Source organism: Bacteroides sp. B1-V-101, assembly GCF_023656585.1.
Taxonomy (GTDB): domain Bacteria; phylum Bacteroidota; class Bacteroidia; order Bacteroidales; family Bacteroidaceae; genus Bacteroides; species Bacteroides thetaiotaomicron.
The window spans coordinates 58,252-76,825 of the sequence record NZ_JAMOKH010000016.1; the positions used below are offsets into that span (position 1 = coordinate 58,252).

At 44.7% G+C, this 18,574-nt stretch carries 11 protein-coding genes and 1 pseudogene; 4 read left to right on the plus strand and 8 right to left on the minus strand.

The window, feature by feature from the left end:
- The 8 genes and pseudogenes from NBH01_RS13735 to NBH01_RS13770 all read right to left on the minus strand — a co-directional run bounded on the left by NBH01_RS13735 (window position 1) and on the right by NBH01_RS13770 (window position 9,195).
- Window positions 1-1,860, minus strand: coding sequence for a right-handed parallel beta-helix repeat-containing protein (locus NBH01_RS13735; protein ID WP_011107562.1), 1,860 nt, complete (start codon window positions 1,858-1,860; stop codon window positions 1-3).
- A 19-nt stretch (window positions 1,861-1,879) separates the two neighbouring features.
- Window positions 1,880-3,976 carry an aceric acid hydrolase gene (locus tag NBH01_RS13740; RefSeq protein ID WP_011107563.1) on the minus strand — a complete coding sequence of 699 codons (2,097 nt, stop codon included), beginning with the start codon at window positions 3,974-3,976 and terminating at the stop codon, window positions 1,880-1,882.
- Window positions 3,977-4,111: 135 nt separating this feature from the next.
- Window positions 4,112-4,846: a DUF5131 family protein gene (locus NBH01_RS13745; RefSeq protein ID WP_062695943.1), complete on the minus strand. Its 735-nt coding sequence runs from the start codon at window positions 4,844-4,846 to the stop codon at window positions 4,112-4,114.
- 539 nt (window positions 4,847-5,385) lie between these two features.
- Window positions 5,386-5,575 (minus strand): annotated as a pseudogene (locus NBH01_RS13750) (PD-(D/E)XK nuclease domain-containing protein); the annotation flags it as partial.
- 7 nt (window positions 5,576-5,582) lie between these two features.
- Entirely contained in the window at window positions 5,583-6,311 is a 729-nt protein-coding gene (locus NBH01_RS13755) for a nitroreductase family protein (protein WP_011107566.1), read from the minus strand.
- A 233-nt stretch (window positions 6,312-6,544) separates the two neighbouring features.
- The gene (locus NBH01_RS13760) at window positions 6,545-7,336 is read right to left on the minus strand and encodes a head GIN domain-containing protein (RefSeq protein WP_011107567.1); all 792 of its coding nucleotides are present in this window, start codon (window positions 7,334-7,336) and stop codon (window positions 6,545-6,547) included.
- 66 nt (window positions 7,337-7,402) lie between these two features.
- On the minus strand, window positions 7,403-8,191 hold the full coding sequence (locus NBH01_RS13765; protein ID WP_011107568.1) for an alpha/beta hydrolase: 789 nt from the start codon (window positions 8,189-8,191) through the stop codon (window positions 7,403-7,405).
- Between the two features lie 5 nt (window positions 8,192-8,196).
- Window positions 8,197-9,195 (minus strand): quinone-dependent dihydroorotate dehydrogenase, encoded by a 999-nt coding sequence (locus NBH01_RS13770; RefSeq protein ID WP_062695115.1) that lies wholly within the window; start codon window positions 9,193-9,195, stop codon window positions 8,197-8,199.
- 228 nt (window positions 9,196-9,423) lie between these two features.
- On the opposite strand from NBH01_RS13770, the gene NBH01_RS13775 reads away from it, so the two are divergent.
- The 4 genes from NBH01_RS13775 to NBH01_RS13790 are packed head-to-tail and all read left to right on the plus strand — an operon-like array spanning window position 9,424 to window position 18,461.
- Complete coding sequence (locus tag NBH01_RS13775; protein WP_225680188.1) at window positions 9,424-11,892, plus strand: glycoside hydrolase family 95 protein; 2,469 nt, start codon at window positions 9,424-9,426, stop codon at window positions 11,890-11,892.
- A gap of 13 nt (window positions 11,893-11,905) precedes the next feature.
- The gene (locus tag NBH01_RS13780; protein ID WP_011107571.1) at window positions 11,906-13,108 is read left to right on the plus strand and encodes a glycoside hydrolase family 88/105 protein; all 1,203 of its coding nucleotides are present in this window, start codon (window positions 11,906-11,908) and stop codon (window positions 13,106-13,108) included.
- Between the two features lie 36 nt (window positions 13,109-13,144).
- Entirely contained in the window at window positions 13,145-14,596 is a 1,452-nt protein-coding gene (locus tag NBH01_RS13785) for a glycoside hydrolase family 140 protein (RefSeq protein WP_195567976.1), read from the plus strand.
- Entirely contained in the window at window positions 14,589-18,461 is a 3,873-nt protein-coding gene (locus tag NBH01_RS13790) for a family 78 glycoside hydrolase catalytic domain (RefSeq protein WP_195380431.1), read from the plus strand. Before NBH01_RS13785 ends, NBH01_RS13790 begins: the two co-directional genes overlap by 8 nt.
- Window positions 18,462-18,574 lie beyond the last annotated feature (113 nt).

The window sequence follows — 18,574 nt, forward strand, 5'->3', positions numbered from 1 at the left end:
TTATTTCTTCAAGTCCCTATATTCGGCTTCCAACCCTGCACGTTCACGAATGACTGTATCTACCTGCGGACCATTGTTCTCCCATACATTTCCGGGACCGTTCGCATTTTGCAGATACTTCTCCCCTTCCGTCCAGTTATCGCGTACAGTGATAAAAGAAGAGCCTTCGTCCGTATAGAGATAAAACCAATGATTGGGATCGTGTACATAACCTGGCTTATAAATGCTATGTACGCAATTCTCAGTTACATAACTTTTCGGCTGCGAGCCCAGTGTATAAACTCCGGCTACGTCATACATATGCTTTGCATAGTGATGAATCAGATTCGCGTGCACTCTGTTGTTACGCATACAGTTCACTGTCTGCGTCCAGCCCCAGCCAAGGCTGATGCCGCTATAAGGAACTTCGCAGATTTCATTGTGTTCTATATTAATATCTTTCACATAGCCCGCAAGGATTGCAAGACATCCCCAATCTTCATTACCCACTTCGGTAAAGTAGCAATTACTGATTTGTTGATGCGCGCATACTTCCCGAAGGTCGGTAGGGTCATAAGGTAAATGTGTTTCATGGGCAGCCGGAGAGAAACTGCCGACCACCAGTCCGTTCCCCGCAATATCACGGAAAAGACAGCCACGAACGACACCGCCCTGCACGGCTTCTTCATAATCCAGCCCGGTTGAGCCTAAATGATCGAACCGACAGCGCTCAAAGTCGATCTGATTGGCAGCAGCCACGCTTACAGCCGCGGCAGGACGTCCCAGCCATCCTTGATTATCCAAGGGATGATTCAGATAGTCCCGTTCCATTTTCGGGTCAATACGATAACCGTCTGTCAGATACATTCCCGCCTGAAGAGGAACATGGCCTTTCTCAGACGGACGCATCCAAGTCGTATGAGAGAACGTGATTTTCTCAAAACGGATATGTGAAACAGGACGGTCGAACGTCCCTTTTACTTGTATCAATGTCTCTATGGCAGGCACTATCACTTCCGTGCCGGCATCCTGCAACTTCTCTCCTTCCCGAGGATAATAATAGACTTTACGGGCATCTATGTCGTGATACCATTCTCCCGCTACATCCAGTAGTTCACGGGCATTCGTCAGATAAAAAGCAGAATTATGCCCATCTGTCGTTACCATCGGACGTGGCCAGGGATGCTCAAACTGAATCCGGCTCTCCGGCTGATGAAAACGTATTGCGGCACTGTCTCCAGCCAGTTCGACAGAACGAATACGAAGATTGGCCACACACCACATCTGATGCAATACCATCTCTGCATATTTGGCCTTCAAAGCCCCTTTTCCGTCTACCAGTCTGCGTATGGCAACCGCAGGAACATAAAGAATCTCATTCTTCTCGTCCACACTGCAAATGCGGTTCATCTTCTCAAAATCCTCTACGTCACGGGCACGGACAGCTTTCTTACCATTCACCCATAACTGACGGAAATCCAGTGGCCGCCCGTTGAACATGGGCACATCCGCTACCCAGAGTTTTCCCTGCTTCTTCCATCCACCGATCCGGATGCCGCCACTCAATACCACTTTTTCATCAGCTACCGGGCGGATCACCGTGGGAGAATCCTCCGTCCCGCTGTCTTCCGGACGAATAAACACCGGTTCATAGAGTGCATACGTACCGCCTTCCATACAGATCGTAATTCCTCCCCGCACCCGTTCATCATCTGTCCGGCGCCATTCGCGTGCCTGACGCAAAGCAGAAGTCAACGTCGCTTTCGGAGATGGACGTGTACCGTCATTGAGATCATTCCCCTGCGGCGAAATCCAGATTTCACCTGCTGACAGCAGATGTGCACCCAGCAGGCATATAGTTGTTACCAATAACTTTTTCATTTTTCTTTTTTACAATGGGTTATCTTGCTAGCGGCATCCAGACTGTCATCTCTCCTTTACCTCTGTTTCCCCATGCATAATAAGGAATCAGACGAATATCCACAGTTTTCTCTGCTTGGACAACCGGACGATAAAGCACGCCTTCCCAAGACTCAGACGATGCCAGACGCGCTTTCCCTTCCAGGGCTACTATCGAACTGCCTTCAATCGTCGTTTTCTTCGGAATCAGCTTTATGTCGGCAGGAATCAAGATGTTATCGATCTTTTCTCCATTTGCAATGTCCATACTCTCCAAGCAGTAAACCAACGGACCACGTTTCACTACCACCTGATTACGGATTTCTTCTGCCAACGGATGAGCTTCGAGCAGACAAACAGGCATATCCATGACCAGTTCTACCACATCTCCTTTCTTCCATGTACGGTTCACTTCCGCATAGGTATTTGCCTTGGCATTCATGGATACCGGTTGACCGTTCACTGTCAACGCAGCTTTCCCGCACCATTCCGGAATACGGAAGAAGAGGGAGAAAGCACCTGCTTTACGGGGCACTTTGTTCAACGTTACACGTACATTGCCTTCCCAAGGATAGTCCGTTTCCTGCACCAAAGCAAGTTCCCCCTTGTCCTTCCAGTTTGTAGTCAATGTATTTGCACCGTACAGGTTGCAATAAATCCCTTCCGGACTCAATGTATAAGCATAATTCTGCGCCTGACAAAGCGTACGCAATGTATTGGGCGGACAACAGAAACAACTGATATATTCCGTCCGTTCTTTCGGCCAACGGAGTGTATAAGGCAGATCGGCACTGATACGAAGAGGATTCGTATAGAAATACTTCTTTCCATCCAGACTTATGCCACTCAATACACTATTATAAAGGCAAGTCTCCACAAGCTCCGCATACTTGGCATCTCCCGTCACTTCCAGCATACGCCAGTTGAACAGCATATTACCTATGTTGGCACAGGTTTCATTATGTGCCGTACTGTTCGGTAACTGATACGGACGACCATAGCTCTGATGCACTTTCTGAATGCTATCCGGTTCATAGCACGTTCCATCCGGTGAGGTGCCGTCATACAAAGCACCGCAAGCTCCGGTCACGTACATCTTTCGGGTGACAATATCGTTCCAGATACTAGTCAGGTTCTTCATCAGTTGTTGTTCACCCGTCTCCGCATACACATCTGCCACACCTGCATACAGGTAATTGGCACGTACGGCATGTCCCATTGCACGATATTGGTCACGGAAAGGGATACGGTCCTGATTATCATCCGTACCACTTTCTACCATACCGCGAATGTCAATCAGGTTTTTTGAAAGTTCCAGATAACGGGGATTTCCTGTAGCACGATACATCTCCACCACTCCCATATAGTGTGAAGGGCAAATAGCATTGCGTGCCAACTCGGCAGAAGCCGTCTCATAGAAGTGACAAAGGAAATCTGTAGCTTTCACGGCAGCATCAAAAAGAGTCGTTTTTCCGGTAGCACGGTGGTGAACGATACCTGCCATCATCAGGTGTCCCAAGTTATACGTTTCAAAATTCAACCGATTGGCAAATGCACCTTTTTCGTCCTCGGAGCCTACTTTCGTACCAATCACTGTCTGTTGTTGGGAATCAGCCAGCGTATGGCTGTCTATTCCCTTATTCAGTTCTTCTATAACAACCGGCGTATGTATATAACCATCTGCACGTTGGGCTTTTACGACACAAGCAATAAAGTTGTCCATTAACTTGTCCAATTCCGGATCTTTATTGACAGCATACACAGAAGCGACTCCTTCCATCCACTTGTACATATCTCCATCATGGAACGGAGGCCCCCAATGTTCTCCCTTGCATACACCGGCAGCAATCTCAAAATTACGGAAACCATGAGAAACTTCCGGCGTGTTCCATGTATTCCACATACTCTGCAAGGAAGTTCCGCTAAATACATTAAAACGCTCTCCCCAGAATCCATTCGTCCAGTGTACGGCATCAATTCCGGTATTTGCCATCTTTGCATAACGGCTCTGACTCATATCCGTCAGCCCATTGCTCTGCGCAAATGCTCCCGTGACGGAGGCGGAAGCTAAAAGAAATAACAGCTTTATCTGTTTCATTTAATATGGATAATTTTAAAATTTACACACTATCTCTTTAAGGAGAGACGTGATTATCCATATTTTGTACTCAATAAAGGGATGTGAAAGCTGTCCGACAGCCTTTGCATTCCCTTATTCCTGTTTGTTCTTTCGTTATTTTTCGGGAGTATAATTCAGTTCCGCTTTCCTCGCCTGTGAGTGCTGGAACTGTCGGGCGACTTTATACTCATGTCCGTCTTTCAACAGATAACTTCCTGTCTGCTTGAACCAGAAACCGACATGAGCTTCCACACATTGACGGCGAATGTCCAACACCCAGTCATAATTGCAAACGCGGGCTTCCTTACCGGACTCTCCTCCTGCCACTACCTGCTCTACCCATCCTTCCAATTCTCCTCTGAAATCAATCTGACTAAGAAGGGGTTCACAGATAATAATTTTATGTTTAATAGGACTTTCTTTATAAATAGGTAAGCGATAATCGACTCTGTCCTGATTCTCCATTGTACAACAAATTGTCACATTGTCGTATCCATCTCCCCAATCCGGTGGCAGGCACTGTTGCAGTCTGTCTATCCGCTTCGTAATAAACATAAAATGAAGGTCCTGCCGTATCCGCATCATTTCCCATGCTTCGGCACGCCATTCATCCACATCTTCAATCAGAAAATCAGAGGTAAAACAGGTATATACCAGATTTCCCGAGGGTATCTTATATTCTCCATTCTTTTTCTTCTGCAAAGGCAAACCGAACTTTTCCGTCTTTGTCACCACCGAACTGTCTTTTCCGTATTTGCCATCCGTACGATATACATAGCAGTGGCGGCAGCCTTCACTCCATTTGTGACAGCCGTGCCATAAGTTCCACATTGATGCTTTCCCGCCCATTTTCTTTTTTTCTTCAAATGTATGCTTTATCTGTTTCATAGGCAAATTTTCATTCAATATCCGATAGTCAGGGTAGATAGATATAAATAGTGCATCTTCTTTCTCGCTTGAAAAAAGATGCACCAAACACAAACAAAACAAACAATAGAGCTACCTTCACAGGCGGCCGGTCCGAAAGGACCAATACTTTTGATAGTGAAATCTCACTTCACAAATATCCGCATATTTGGGGACTAGCCAAACTCCATCCATGTCGGATACAAACAATAAATGTTTCGAAGGTGACTAATACTATGACACAAAGGATGAAATGTTGCGGAATATAAAAAACAAGACCAGACAAGAAGATTCTTTTGTACTATTTGTATAATCAGGAAAAAATAAATTTCATTTATTAAAAAACGATTAAATCACGTCGGTAAGCATCATTCATCCCTTTACTCCGGCGGATTATGTCAATTAAAACGGAGATATGCCAAGCATATCTCCGCACATCTGATTATCTAATAGGATTCACTTTAATATTAATTGTTATCTGGTTAAAGCAACCATCGTCCAATATTCCTTTTCTCCGCACTGAACTCCACTCCTACTTTCACGACTTCACGTCCGGCTGTCTGATAAGGAATCAGATAGCCTTTTTCATCAATCTGCTGCAAATCCTGCTCGGCAGTCCCATTCAGTTTGAATTCGAATACATATATATTTAGGCGTTTTTACTACTGCGTCCGTGCCATCAAATCTTACGATAAACTTCCTCAAACGGTACCCTGCACCGTTCTCCCCAAATTCCTTTATTTCCATTCCGGATTCCACAAGAAACTACCATATTTATTTCAGCACCATGAGGCAACTTAAGCAACCTTTTGAGCCGTCGGCTATCCAAGCCTTCCAAGGGACAGGTATCATATCCTTCGTTCGCCATAGCAATCATAAATGTTTGAGCAGCAAGCGCACAGGATTTATGTACTACCACACGCACATCACCTTCAGATACTTCGAGCATCATAGGGCGGAAAATGCTGATAACATTAGCAAGTAGTACTCTGAAAAGTCCTAAGATACCGCAGAAACGGGCATAAACAAACGGCATCAATATCCCATAGTACAGTTTTCTGTCTTTAATACGTTTCTCCTGCCTGTCTATAGGACTATTCCGCCGTATATTTCCTGTCTCGAAATCAAGAACGAATTTCGCCCGCTTCCGATACAAGTCACGACGTGTGACGAAAACAACAATCTGCGAAGCTGTGGAAGTTGCTTTTTGATCAAGACAAGCTCTTGATACCTTTGCCATCAATTCAGGCTGTGTGATGTGATAAAACTCCCATAGTTGCATATCAGAACTATTGGGAGCCAAAGTTGCCAATTCCAGGCAATGCTTTACTTTTTCTATATCTATTTCCTTTTCTTTATCATATACCCGTACAGAGCGACGATAATTTAAAACTTCATCTAAATTCATATACTACTTGACTTAATTGAATAATATTTCATAATGTGCAATATCAGAAAATACAGATAAGCCCATATAAATAAAACAGATCTGCAAGTTAATTGTATCTTGGCTAACTATATTTTTAACATATTGTCATTGCATATACTTCGATAGAGATCTATGAATGTCTAAATAAAAGCGGGCAAATATGTGATAAATAACATATTTGCCCGCTTTCTATAAAAAATAAGATTCGTATCTTACTTACCGGTAATCGAATTTTTCTTCCCCTGCTTATTTACAACTGAAGGGCTTCCTTTATATTCAATATCACCACTACCACTAACTCTCGCATCCAACTGTCTGGAAGCGTAGCATACTATATCACCCGAACCTGCAACTGTAGCAACGACATTAGTTGCAGCCAGTTTTTCAGCACTAATATCTCCGGAACCATTTACTGTCAGTGTCGCCTTCTGTGCAGAACCTTTAATATTGATATCACCGGAACCATTAACTTCTGACATCACAGTAGTCGCTTTCACATTTTTCAAATCAATGTCCCCGCTTCCTTTCACCAAAGCAAATATATTAGTATATTGCAGATTCTCCGCTTCGATATCTCCGGAACCGGCTATATTCAAATTCAGGTCATTCCCTTTGATTGCACCTTTCAGATATACATCTGCCGAACCTTTAATATTTACCTGATTCAATGAAGGGGAAGAGGCTATCACTTTCAAACGACGCTCTCCACTAAGAATCTTGACACCCTTTTTGATATTCACCTGCAATACTCCATTTACTGTAGAAACTTCCAGCAAGTCTACCAAATTATCCGAACCGTATATAGAAACTGTCGTTTTAGAACCATTACTCTGACGATACTCAACATCAGGACTGCCTAATACGCTGATTGAGCTGAAGTTGCTTACGTTATTCAGTTCTTTTGTGATATATTTCTTACTGGGAGTAACGGTCTGCGCCTGTATTCCTGTGACCAACAGAAACATTAGCACTACCAACATAGATGTAACCTTTGAATTTCTCATAATTTCTTTTCATTAAATATTTTAATGACAAATATAGGAAGTATATTTCGAATTACAAGAAAAGAATTACAATTTTGCCAACCATTCTCCAAGTTCCTGAAGCCACTCCTGCTTATACACAAAACTATCATTATAACCGAATCCATGTCCTCCCGCAGGATAGATGTGCAGAGAAATGGGGATATCTGCTTTCTGTAGTCTGGCAGCATACATAATACCATTCAGAGGGCTTACCACAGCATCATCTGCAGCTGCTACAATGAAAGCGGCAGGTGTGCCGGAAGTAATATGCTCAATCGGTGAATACTGCTCCATCTTATCCGGTGAATAGGAATGACCAAACATTCGTTCACGACAAGGAAAATGTGTCAAACGATCATCGACACTGACTACCGGATACATCAATATCTGAAAATCCGGCTTCTCATCATCAGGCAAAAGCGTAGCTGAAAAAGTTGCCAGATATCCTCCGATAGAAGCCCCCATCACTCCCAGTTTATCACAAAACTCCGGAAACTTTTCTCGCACAACCTTCAATGCCAACCGGGTATCTTGTTCGGGAACATCAGGATTACCATGAGGCATTCTATATTTAAAGACGATATATGTAATTCCCAGCTTCGTAAACCATTCGGCAAAATCAATACCTTCATTCTCCAGATTAGTCTTCAGAAATCCACCTCCGGGACACATAATAACACTGCTTCCATTGGGCCTGTCACAAGTAAAAACAAATAAAGTTCCTTCGGAAGCATTTTCTACGATTCCAATCAGTTCGGCATTGTCCACTTTCGACAAATCATAGGTCGTCATGGATAAGTCCTCATACAAGCTAATACAAATTAATTTCTTCATATCGATTAATGTTTAAGTTTCTTCCCTATTTTATGAACAACAGAAGGACCGGAATAAATAAATGCCGAATAAATCTGTACCATATCGGCCCCTTGGGAAATCATATCGGCTGCATCCTCTGCTGTCATTATTCCTCCTGCCCCGATAATCAGAAAGTGGCGGTCGGTGTGCTCGGACAGATAATGCACTACCTTCTGCGATTTCTTTCCGATACCCCGACCACTGACGCCACCGTTACCGATCTTTTCCAACTGTTTTGTTTTTGTCTGATGCAATTCTGAGCGGTCCATCGTCGGACCCGTGGCTATAAAGCCTTCTATGGAATATTTATATGCAAGGGAAATGACCAGATCCAATTCCTTCTCATCAATATCCGCCGGGAGCTTAATGAAAATACTGCACCGTTTGTTCACTGCCTCACGGAATGTTGTGAAGTTTTCTAAAACTTTAGCAAATGATTCTTTATCTATACTACCCCAGTTCAACGTAAAATAATCTACACTTTCATATAAACGAGTGAAAACCAGCTCAAAATCTTTGATGATCTGCTCACCGACAGAAAGCGGATTCTTATTGATATTTACTCCGAGTATGTAAGAATGTTTTCTGTGTCTTCTGATATGCGCCAGAGCTACATCGACACCGCAATTATTGAACCCTGTACGTGAGATCAGTGATTCGTCTTCTACCAGCCTGAAGATACGGGAAGAAGGATTTCCCGGTTGATAATCAGGAGTTACAGTCCCCACTTCCAGAAATCCGAAACCAAAATCTGCCAACTCATCAAATGTTTCCGCATTTTTATCGAATCCGGCAGACAAGCCTATCCGGTTTTTGAATCGCAGACTTCCGTATGAAAAAGGTTCGTCCACTTGATAGTGTCCTCTTACGCATGCACGAACCGGAAGCAGATAGCGATAGATTCTTAACCAGTTCAAGAGCATCCGATGTACTTTTTCAGGATCAATGAGAAATAATAACGGTCTAACGATTAAATTATACATTTTCAATTATCTGTTTTTTAGATTAAAGATATGAATCCACACTCAGGAAATAACTTCTTCCTAGTGCTCTTACGTATGCAAAGTAAGACCTTTTTGAGCAGATATTGAAGTTCATTTTTTTTATACCCGATAACTTTTGATTATCCCTGCTTCTTATTGCCTGTATATTGGGTACAAAATTCCTTTTTAATCGTCCTCCTATAAAAGTATAAAAGCGATTAGATGAAAATGAATAAAAAGAGATTAATCGGATATCTGTTTGTAATGGTCTCTGCAGGATGTATTCATGCGCAGGAGAAAAAAGTATCTGCACAGGAATATAAGCTATGGTATGACCGTCCCGCACAGGTATGGACCGAAGCTTTACCCTTGGGAAACGGGCGTCTGGGGGCAATGGTATATGGAACGCCGGGAACAGAACAAATACAACTAAACGAAGAAACCATTTGGGCAGGACGCCCCAACAACAACGCAAACCCGAACGCACTGAAGTATATTCCGAAGGTACGTGAACTTGTTTTTGCCGGAAAATATCTGGAAGCACAAACGCTCGCTACGGAGAAAGTGATGGCAAAAACAAATTCGGGAATGCCTTATCAGAGTTTCGGCGACCTGAGAATTGCTTTCCCCGGACATACCCGCTATTCCGATTATTATCGGGACCTGAGTCTGGACTCGGCACGTGCCATCGTCCGTTATGAAGTAGACGGAGTGCAATATCAACGTGAAACGATCACCTCATTTACCGATCAGGTAGTTATGGTACGACTGACCGCCAACCGTCCGGGACAAATTACCTTCAACGCACAGCTCACCTCCCCTCATCAGGATGTAATGATTCACTCTGAAGAAGGGAACTGTGTGACCCTTTCAGGGGTGTCTTCCTTGCATGAAGGACTGAAGGGAAAAGTAGAATTTCAGGGAAGGCTGACCGCCCGCAACCAAGGAGGAAAAATAGCTTGTACCGATGGCGTCCTCTCTGTAGAAGGAGCTGACGAAGCCACAATCTATGTGTCTATAGCCACTAACTTCAATAATTATCTGGACATCACAGGCAATCAGACAGAACGTGCAAAGAGCTATTTGTCCGAAGCGCTGGTTCGTCCATTCGCAGAAGCCAAAAAGAATCACGTAGAATTTTATCGTCGATATCTGACCAGAGTATCTCTGGATTTAGGGGAAGACCAATATAAAAATGTGACAACCGACAAACGTGTAGAGAATTTTAAGGACACACATGATGCGCATCTGGTTGCCACTTACTTCCAGTTCGGCCGTTATCTGTTAATCTGCTCGTCACAACCGGGCGGGCAACCCGCTAACTTGCAGGGTATCTGGAATGATAAACTTTTCCCTTCCTGGGATAGCAAATATACCTGTAATATCAATCTGGAAATGAATTACTGGCCATCGGAAGTGACTAATTTAAGTGACTTGAACGAACCACTTTTCCGGCTGATAAAAGAAGTGAGCGAAAGCGGAAAGGAAACGGCAAAAATCATGTATGGAGCCAACGGATGGGTATTGCATCATAACACGGATATATGGCGTATCACAGGAGCACTGGACAAAGCCCCTTCGGGTATGTGGCCGAGCGGCGGTGCATGGTTATGCCGTCATCTATGGGAACGATATCTGTACACCGGAGACACAGAGTTCCTGCGTTCCGTTTATCCGATATTGAAAGAATCCGGACTGTTCTTTGACGAGATTATGGTGAAAGAACCTGTACACAACTGGTTGGTAGTCTGCCCAAGCAACTCACCCGAAAATGTACATTCCGGCAGCGACGGCAAGGCAACTACAGCCGCCGGATGCACGATGGACAATCAGTTGATATTCGACCTTTGGACAGCTATTATTTCAGCTTCCCGAATTTTGGATACGGACAAAGAATTTGCCGCTCATCTGGAACAACGCCTCAAAGAAATGGCTCCTATGCAAGTAGGACATTGGGGACAATTGCAGGAATGGATGTTCGACTGGGATGATCCGAACGATGTACACCGCCATGTATCCCATCTATATGGATTATTCCCCAGCAACCAGATTTCTCCTTACCGCACTCCGGAACTATTTGACGCTGCACGCACTTCTCTGATTCACCGTGGAGATCCGTCCACCGGATGGAGCATGGGATGGAAGGTTTGCCTGTGGGCACGCCTCCTTGATGGTGACCATGCCTACAAACTGATAACCGACCAATTGACTCTGGTACGTAACGAAAAGAAAAAAGGAGGTACCTACCCTAACCTGTTCGATGCTCACCCGCCTTTCCAGATCGACGGAAACTTCGGTTGTGCTGCAGGTATAGTCGAAATGCTGATGCAAAGTTACGATGGCTTTATTTACCTGCTTCCGGCACTTCCGACTCTCTGGAAGGACGGTTCTGTCACAGGTATCATCGCCCGTGGAGGTTTCGAACTTGATTTAAACTGGAAGAATGGAAAAGTAAATCGCCTGGTCGTGAAATCTCATAAAGGTGGTAACTGCCGTCTGCGTTCACTCAACCCGCTGAACGGAAAGGGCTTGAAACGTGCCAAAGGAGAGAACCCGAACCCTCTCTATGCAGTCCCCACGATTCCCCAGCCATTGGTGAATGAAAAAGCCAGCCTAAATAAAGTGGAAATTGCAAAGACTTACTTGTATGACCTGCCTACCAAAGCAGGGCAAGAATATATATTGATTGGAAAATAATAACTCTACCTATATGAACAGAAACTTGTTAAAACTGATTGTTGCTTGCGGAGCTGCTTGCTTCATCGCCTGCACAGCACCTCAAAAAGCAGAAACAGAAAAATGGAGCGAACGTATGGCACGCTCTGAGATGAAACGTTTTCCCGAACCCTGGATGATTGAAAAAGCAAAAGTACCCCGTTGGGGATATACCCACGGACTTGTTGTAAAGTCTATGCTGGAAGAATGGAAACATACCGGAGACAGCACTTACTATGAATATGCCAAAATCTACGCAGACAGTCTGATCGATACGGACGGCCATATCAAAACGATGAAATATCTTTCATTCAACATTGATAACGTCAATGGCGGCAAGATTCTTTTTGATCTTTATGCACAATCAGGAGATGAACGCTATAAAATAGCTATGGATACCCTACGTAAACAGATGGCAGAACAACCCCGCACAAGTGAAGGAGGATTCTGGCATAAGCTAAGATATCCCCATCAGATGTGGCTGGATGGCATCTTCATGGCTTCTCCTTACTTGGTACAGTACGGCAGTACTTTCCAGGAACCGGCACTATACGATGAAGCTGTGAAACAGATTCTTCTGATAGCACGCAAAACTTACGACCCCACCACAGGACTTTACTATCACGGATGGGATGAAAGCCGCGAACAGAAATGGGCAAATCCCGAAACCGGTTGTTCTCCTAATTTCTGGAGCCGCAGTATCGGATGGTATGGAGCAGCCTTGGTAGACGTACTGGATTATCTCCCTCAGGAAACGACCGGACGAGACAGCGTAATGCAGATTCTTCAGGGATTGGCAAAAACTTTAATGAAATATCAGGACCCTCAGTCCGGCACCTGGTATCAGGTAACAGATCAGGGAGCGCGTGAAGGAAATTACCTGGAATCTTCGGCAACCGCCTTATTTATCTATACACTTGCCAAAGCTGTCAATAAGGGATATATCAGCAAGGATTACATCGAACCTACCCGCAAAGCTTTTGATGGAATGGTCAAGACATTTACCCGTCTTGAAGAAGACGGTAGCTATACCATTACGAATTGTTGTGCGGTAGCCGGACTGGGCGGAGACTCCAAAAGATACCGTGACGGTTCATTCGAATATTATATCAGCGAACCGGTTATAGAGAATGACCCGAAATCAGTAGGATCGTTTATTCTGGCGGCCATCGAATATGAGAAAATGACAGACAAATAAATGTAAAGATATGAACTCCAAAAACGATAAAGTACAATGAGAAAATTTAAGATTCTTCCTCTCTTATTGCTGCTGTTGACATTGGCAACTTCTGCCGCAGCACAAAAGAAAACACAAAAGACGTATATCCCATGGAGCAACGGCAAACTCGTCGTTTCTGAAGAAGGACGTTATCTGAAACACGAAAACGGCACTCCTTTCTTCTGGCTGGGAGAAACCGGCTGGCTGCTGCCTGAGCGTCTGAATCGTGACGAAGCCGAATATTATTTGGAACAATGCAAACGCCGCGGATATAACGTGATTCAGGTTCAGACATTGAATAATGTCCCGTCTATGAATATCTACGGACAGTATTCCATGACTGACGGCTACAACTTCAAGAATATCAATCAGAAAGGCGTATATGGTTATTGGGATCACATGGATTACATTATCCGTACCGCAGCAAAGAAAGGTCTTTATATCGGCATGGTCTGCATCTGGGGAAGTCCGGTAAGTCATGGCGAAATGAATGTAGATCAGGCAAAAGCATACGGCAAGTTCCTGGCAGAACGCTATAAAGACGAACCTAACATTATCTGGTTTATCGGTGGGGATATCCGTGGTGATGTGAAGACTGCCGAATGGGAAGCATTGGCAACCTCCATCAAAGCAATCGACAAGAACCATCTGATGACATTCCACCCGCGTGGCAGAACGACTTCTGCTACTTGGTTCAACAATGCACCGTGGCTGGATTTCAATATGTTCCAGAGCGGACACCGCCGTTATGGACAACGTTTCGGTGACGGAGATTATCCCATCGAAGAAAATACGGAAGAAGATAACTGGCGTTTTGTAGAACGCAGTATGGCTATGAAACCGATGAAGCCCGTTATAGACGGTGAACCCATCTACGAAGAAATACCGCACGGTCTGCATGATGAGAACGAATTACTTTGGAAAGATTATGATGTACGCCGGTACGCTTACTGGTCTGTATTTGCCGGTTCTTTCGGACATACGTATGGTCATAACTCCATCATGCAGTTTATCAAACCGGGTGTAGGCGGTGCTTATGGTGCTAAAAAGCCTTGGTATGATGCTCTGAATGATCCCGGATACAATCAAATGAAATATCTGAAGAATCTGATGCTGACCTTCCCATTCTTCGAACGAGTACCGGATCAGTCTGTCATCACCGGACAGAATGGCGAACGTTATGACCGTGCCATCGCAACACGCGGCAATGACTATCTGATGGTATATAACTACACCGGACGCCCGATGGAAGTTGATTTCAGCAAAATCAGCGGTGCCAAGAAGAACGCATGGTGGTACACAACCAAGGATGGTAAACTGGAATATATCGGTGAATTTGACAACGGTGTGCACAAATTCCAGCACGACAGCGGCTACAGCAGCGGAAACGATCATGTCTTGATTGTAGTAGACAGTAGTAAGGATTATGTGAAGAAAGACTGCTATCAAATTGACACTCATGAATAAAAAGATACTTATATTATCATTCTTATCTGTTCTGTTTCTTGCAGCAGGTCCGATACGTGCAGCCATAGACGTAACCAACCTGCGGACAGAGCAGCTAAAGAATCCGTCGGGTATCGATACGCGCCAACCCCGTCTGGGTTGGCGTATCGAATCGGACGAACAGAATGTGATGCAAACCGCGTATCACATTCTTGTTGCATCTTCCCCCGAGCTATTGGCACAAGGGAAAGGAGATATGTGGGATTCCGGAAAAGTAGAAACAGATGCTTCCCAATGGATAACCTACCAGGGAGAAACTTTGAAACGCAATGCTCCCTACTTCTGGAAGGTGAAGGTTTACACCAATAAAGGTGAAAGTGATTGGAGTAGTCCGGCTTTCTGGAGCATGGGACTATTCAATGAAGCAGACTGGCAAGGTCAGTGGATCGGTCTGGACCGTGCAGCTCCGGGGGACAGTGAAACTCAATGGAGCCGCCTGGCAGCCCGTTATCTTCGCAAGGAATTTGCCTTGAAGAAAGAAATAAAGCGTGCCACAGTGCACATTGCCGGAATGGGATTGTATGAACTGTTCATCAACGGACAACGCATAGGTGATCAGGTACTGGCCCCCGCTCCTACCGATTACCGGAAGACAATCTTGTATAACACATATGATGTCACTTCCCAACTTCAGCAAGAGAACGCCATCGGTGTTACTTTAGGTAATGGTCGTTTTTATACCATGCGTCAGAATTACAAGCCATACAAGATTCCGACCTTCGGATATCCCAAACTGCGCCTGAATCTGATCGTTGAATATGCTGATGGCAGTAAGGAGACAATCGCGACGAATACTTCATGGAAACTGACAACCGAAGGTCCTGTCCGCAGCAATAACGAATATGACGGCGAAGAATATGACGCCCGCAAAGAACTGGGAAACTGGACGCAGACAGATTATGACGATACAAAATGGATGCCGGCAGAACGCGTCAGTATTCCTTCGGGTACACTTCGTGCCCAAATGATGCCGGGGATGAAAGTAACGGAAACGCTGAAACCTGTTTCTATCCAAAAAATGGGTGACAAATACATTATGGATACCGGTCAGAATCTGGCAGGATGGGTACGTTTCCGCATCAAAGGTCAGGCAGGCGACAGCATTCGTCTTCATTTTGCAGAACGTCTGGAATCAGATGGAGAAATCTTCACGAAAAATCTGCGCGACGCACATTGTACGGATATATATGTAGTTAGCGGACGTGAACCGCAAGGTGCCACCTGGGCTCCCCGTTTTGTGTATCATGGTTTCCGTTATGTGGAAATCAGCGGATATCCGGATGCCAAAACCGAGGATTTCGTAGTGGAAGTCGTAGAAGATGAGATGGATCATACAGGCTCTTTTTCCTGTTCGGACAAAACATTGAACCAAGTTGTACGTAATGCATTCTGGGGGATTCGGAGTAACTATAAAGGTATGCCGGTAGACTGTCCCCAGCGTAACGAACGTCAGCCCTGGCTGGGAGATCATGCAATGGGCTCTTGGGGAGAAAGTATGTTCTTCGACAATCATGCCATGTACAACAAATGGGCACGTGATATCCGCGAAGCACAGCGCGAAGACGGCTGTATTCCTGATGTAGCTCCGGCTTACTGGAACTATTATTCGGATAATGTCACATGGCCTGCTACCCTGCCCTTAGTCTGCGATATGCTCTTCACTAATTATGGAGACATACGTCCGATAGAAGATAATTATCCGGCTATCAAGAAATGGATATCGCACATCCGTGAGTATTATATGACAAAGGACTACATCATCACCAAAGATAAATATGGAGACTGGTGTGTTCCACCCGAATCGTTGGAAATGATTCACAGTCAAGATCCTGCCCGCAAAACGGATGGTGCCTTGATCGCTACCGCCTATTACCTGAAAGTGTTGCAACTGATGCATCGCTTCGCCAGTCTTCAGGGATTGACTGCGGATGCAAAAGAGTGGGAAGACCTGGAACATAAAATGAAGGATGCATTCAATGCACATTTCCTGCATATAAAGGAAGGTACTTCACTTGTACCCGGTCATACTCTGTATCCGGATAGTGTTTTCTACGGGAATAATACTGTAACAGCTAATATTCTGCCACTTGCCTTCGGTCTCGTGCCCAAAGCGCATATCAAAGAAGTAGCAAAGAATGCAGTAACCACCATTATTACAACGAACAAAGGGCATATCAGTACCGGAGTAATCGGTACGCAATGGCTGATGCGTGAATTGAGTCGTCGGGGGCATGCAGATGTAGCTTATCTGTTGGTCACCAATGATACATATCCTTCATGGGGATATATGGCAGCACAAGGTGCCACCACTATTTGGGAACTTTGGAACGGTGACACGGCAAATCCCGGAATGAACAGCGGAAATCATGTTATGTTATTAGGAGACTTACTTCCCTGGTGTTTCAACAATCTGGCAGGTATCCGTGCCGACCGTTGGAAATCCGGTTACAAACATATTGTTTTCCAGCCTGCTTTCGAAATTCAGGAATTGAGTAATGTGGATGCTTCTTATATGAGTATCTACGGAAAGATTACCAGCCGATGGAAAAAGACTCCTATGCATTTGGAATGGGATATCGAACTTCCTGCCAATACTACAGGAGAAGTACATCTGCCGGATGGACGAAAAGAAAAAATAGGTTCCGGCAAATATCATTTCAGCGTAGATATACCGACACGGAATGCTGCCATCATCAGCGATGAATTTCTATACGAGAAAGCTTCTTTCCCGGAATGTCACGGGGCGACCATTGTAGAACTGAAAAACGGTGACCTCGTTGCTTCTTTCTTCGGTGGAACCAAAGAACGTAATCCGGATTGCTGCATCTGGGTTTGCCGCAAGCCCAAAGGTGCCAAAGAATGGACGGCTCCCAAGCTGGCTGCCGACGGAGTTTTTTCACTCAAAGATTCGCAGGCTGCTTTAGCCGGCATAGATTCGACCTGCACTCCTGTAGTGGATGCCAAAGGAAAACTGACTGCCCGCCGGAAAGCTTGCTGGAATCCTGTACTTTTCCAGATACCGGGAGGAGATTTAATTCTGTTCTACAAAATAGGATTAAATGTAGGCGACTGGACCGGCTGGCTGGTTCGTTCAAAAGACGGTGGGAAAACTTGGGGCAAACGCGAAGTCTTGCCGGAAGGATTTCTCGGTCCTATCAAGAACAAACCGGAATACATCAACGGTCGCATCATCTGCCCGTCAAGCAGAGAGGGCAAAGGGGGATGGCGTATTCATTTTGAATATTCGGATGATAAAGGCAAAACCTGGAAAACGACAGAGTCGGTACCTGCCGAACTGTCTGTCCCGACTCAGAACCGTAAAAAAGGTGGTATTAACGTAGATGATCAGGAAGCGGGAGAAGCTATTCAGGGAGAAGGGGCACAACCGATTCTTGCCATCCAACCCAGTATCCTAAAGCATAAGGATGGAAGATTGCAGGTACTTTGCCGTACACGCAATGCAAAGATTGCAACATCATGGAGCAGTGACAATGGTGAAACATGGAGTAAAGTGACATTAAGCAATGTTCCGAACAACAATTCCGGAACAGATGCCGTGACAATGAGTGACGGACGTCACATTCTCATTTACAATCATTTCTCCACATTGTCAGGTACACCAAAAGGTCCCCGTACTCCTCTCTGCGTAGCCATATCAGAAGATGGAATCAACTGGAAACCTATTCTCACATTAGAAGACAGCCCTATCAGACAATATTCTTATCCAAGCATTATTCAAGGAAAAGATGGAAAGTTACATGCAATCTATACCTGGCGTCGCCAACGGATCAAGTATACGGAGATAGATCTCTCAAAGATTAAGTAGTAGCTGAATAAAAGAAAAACAGATTCTCTGTTATCATTATACCGCACTGACAATGATCGTATCAGTGCGGTATTTTGTTGTTTACAGGTTTATCAATACTCCTAATTGCTGTA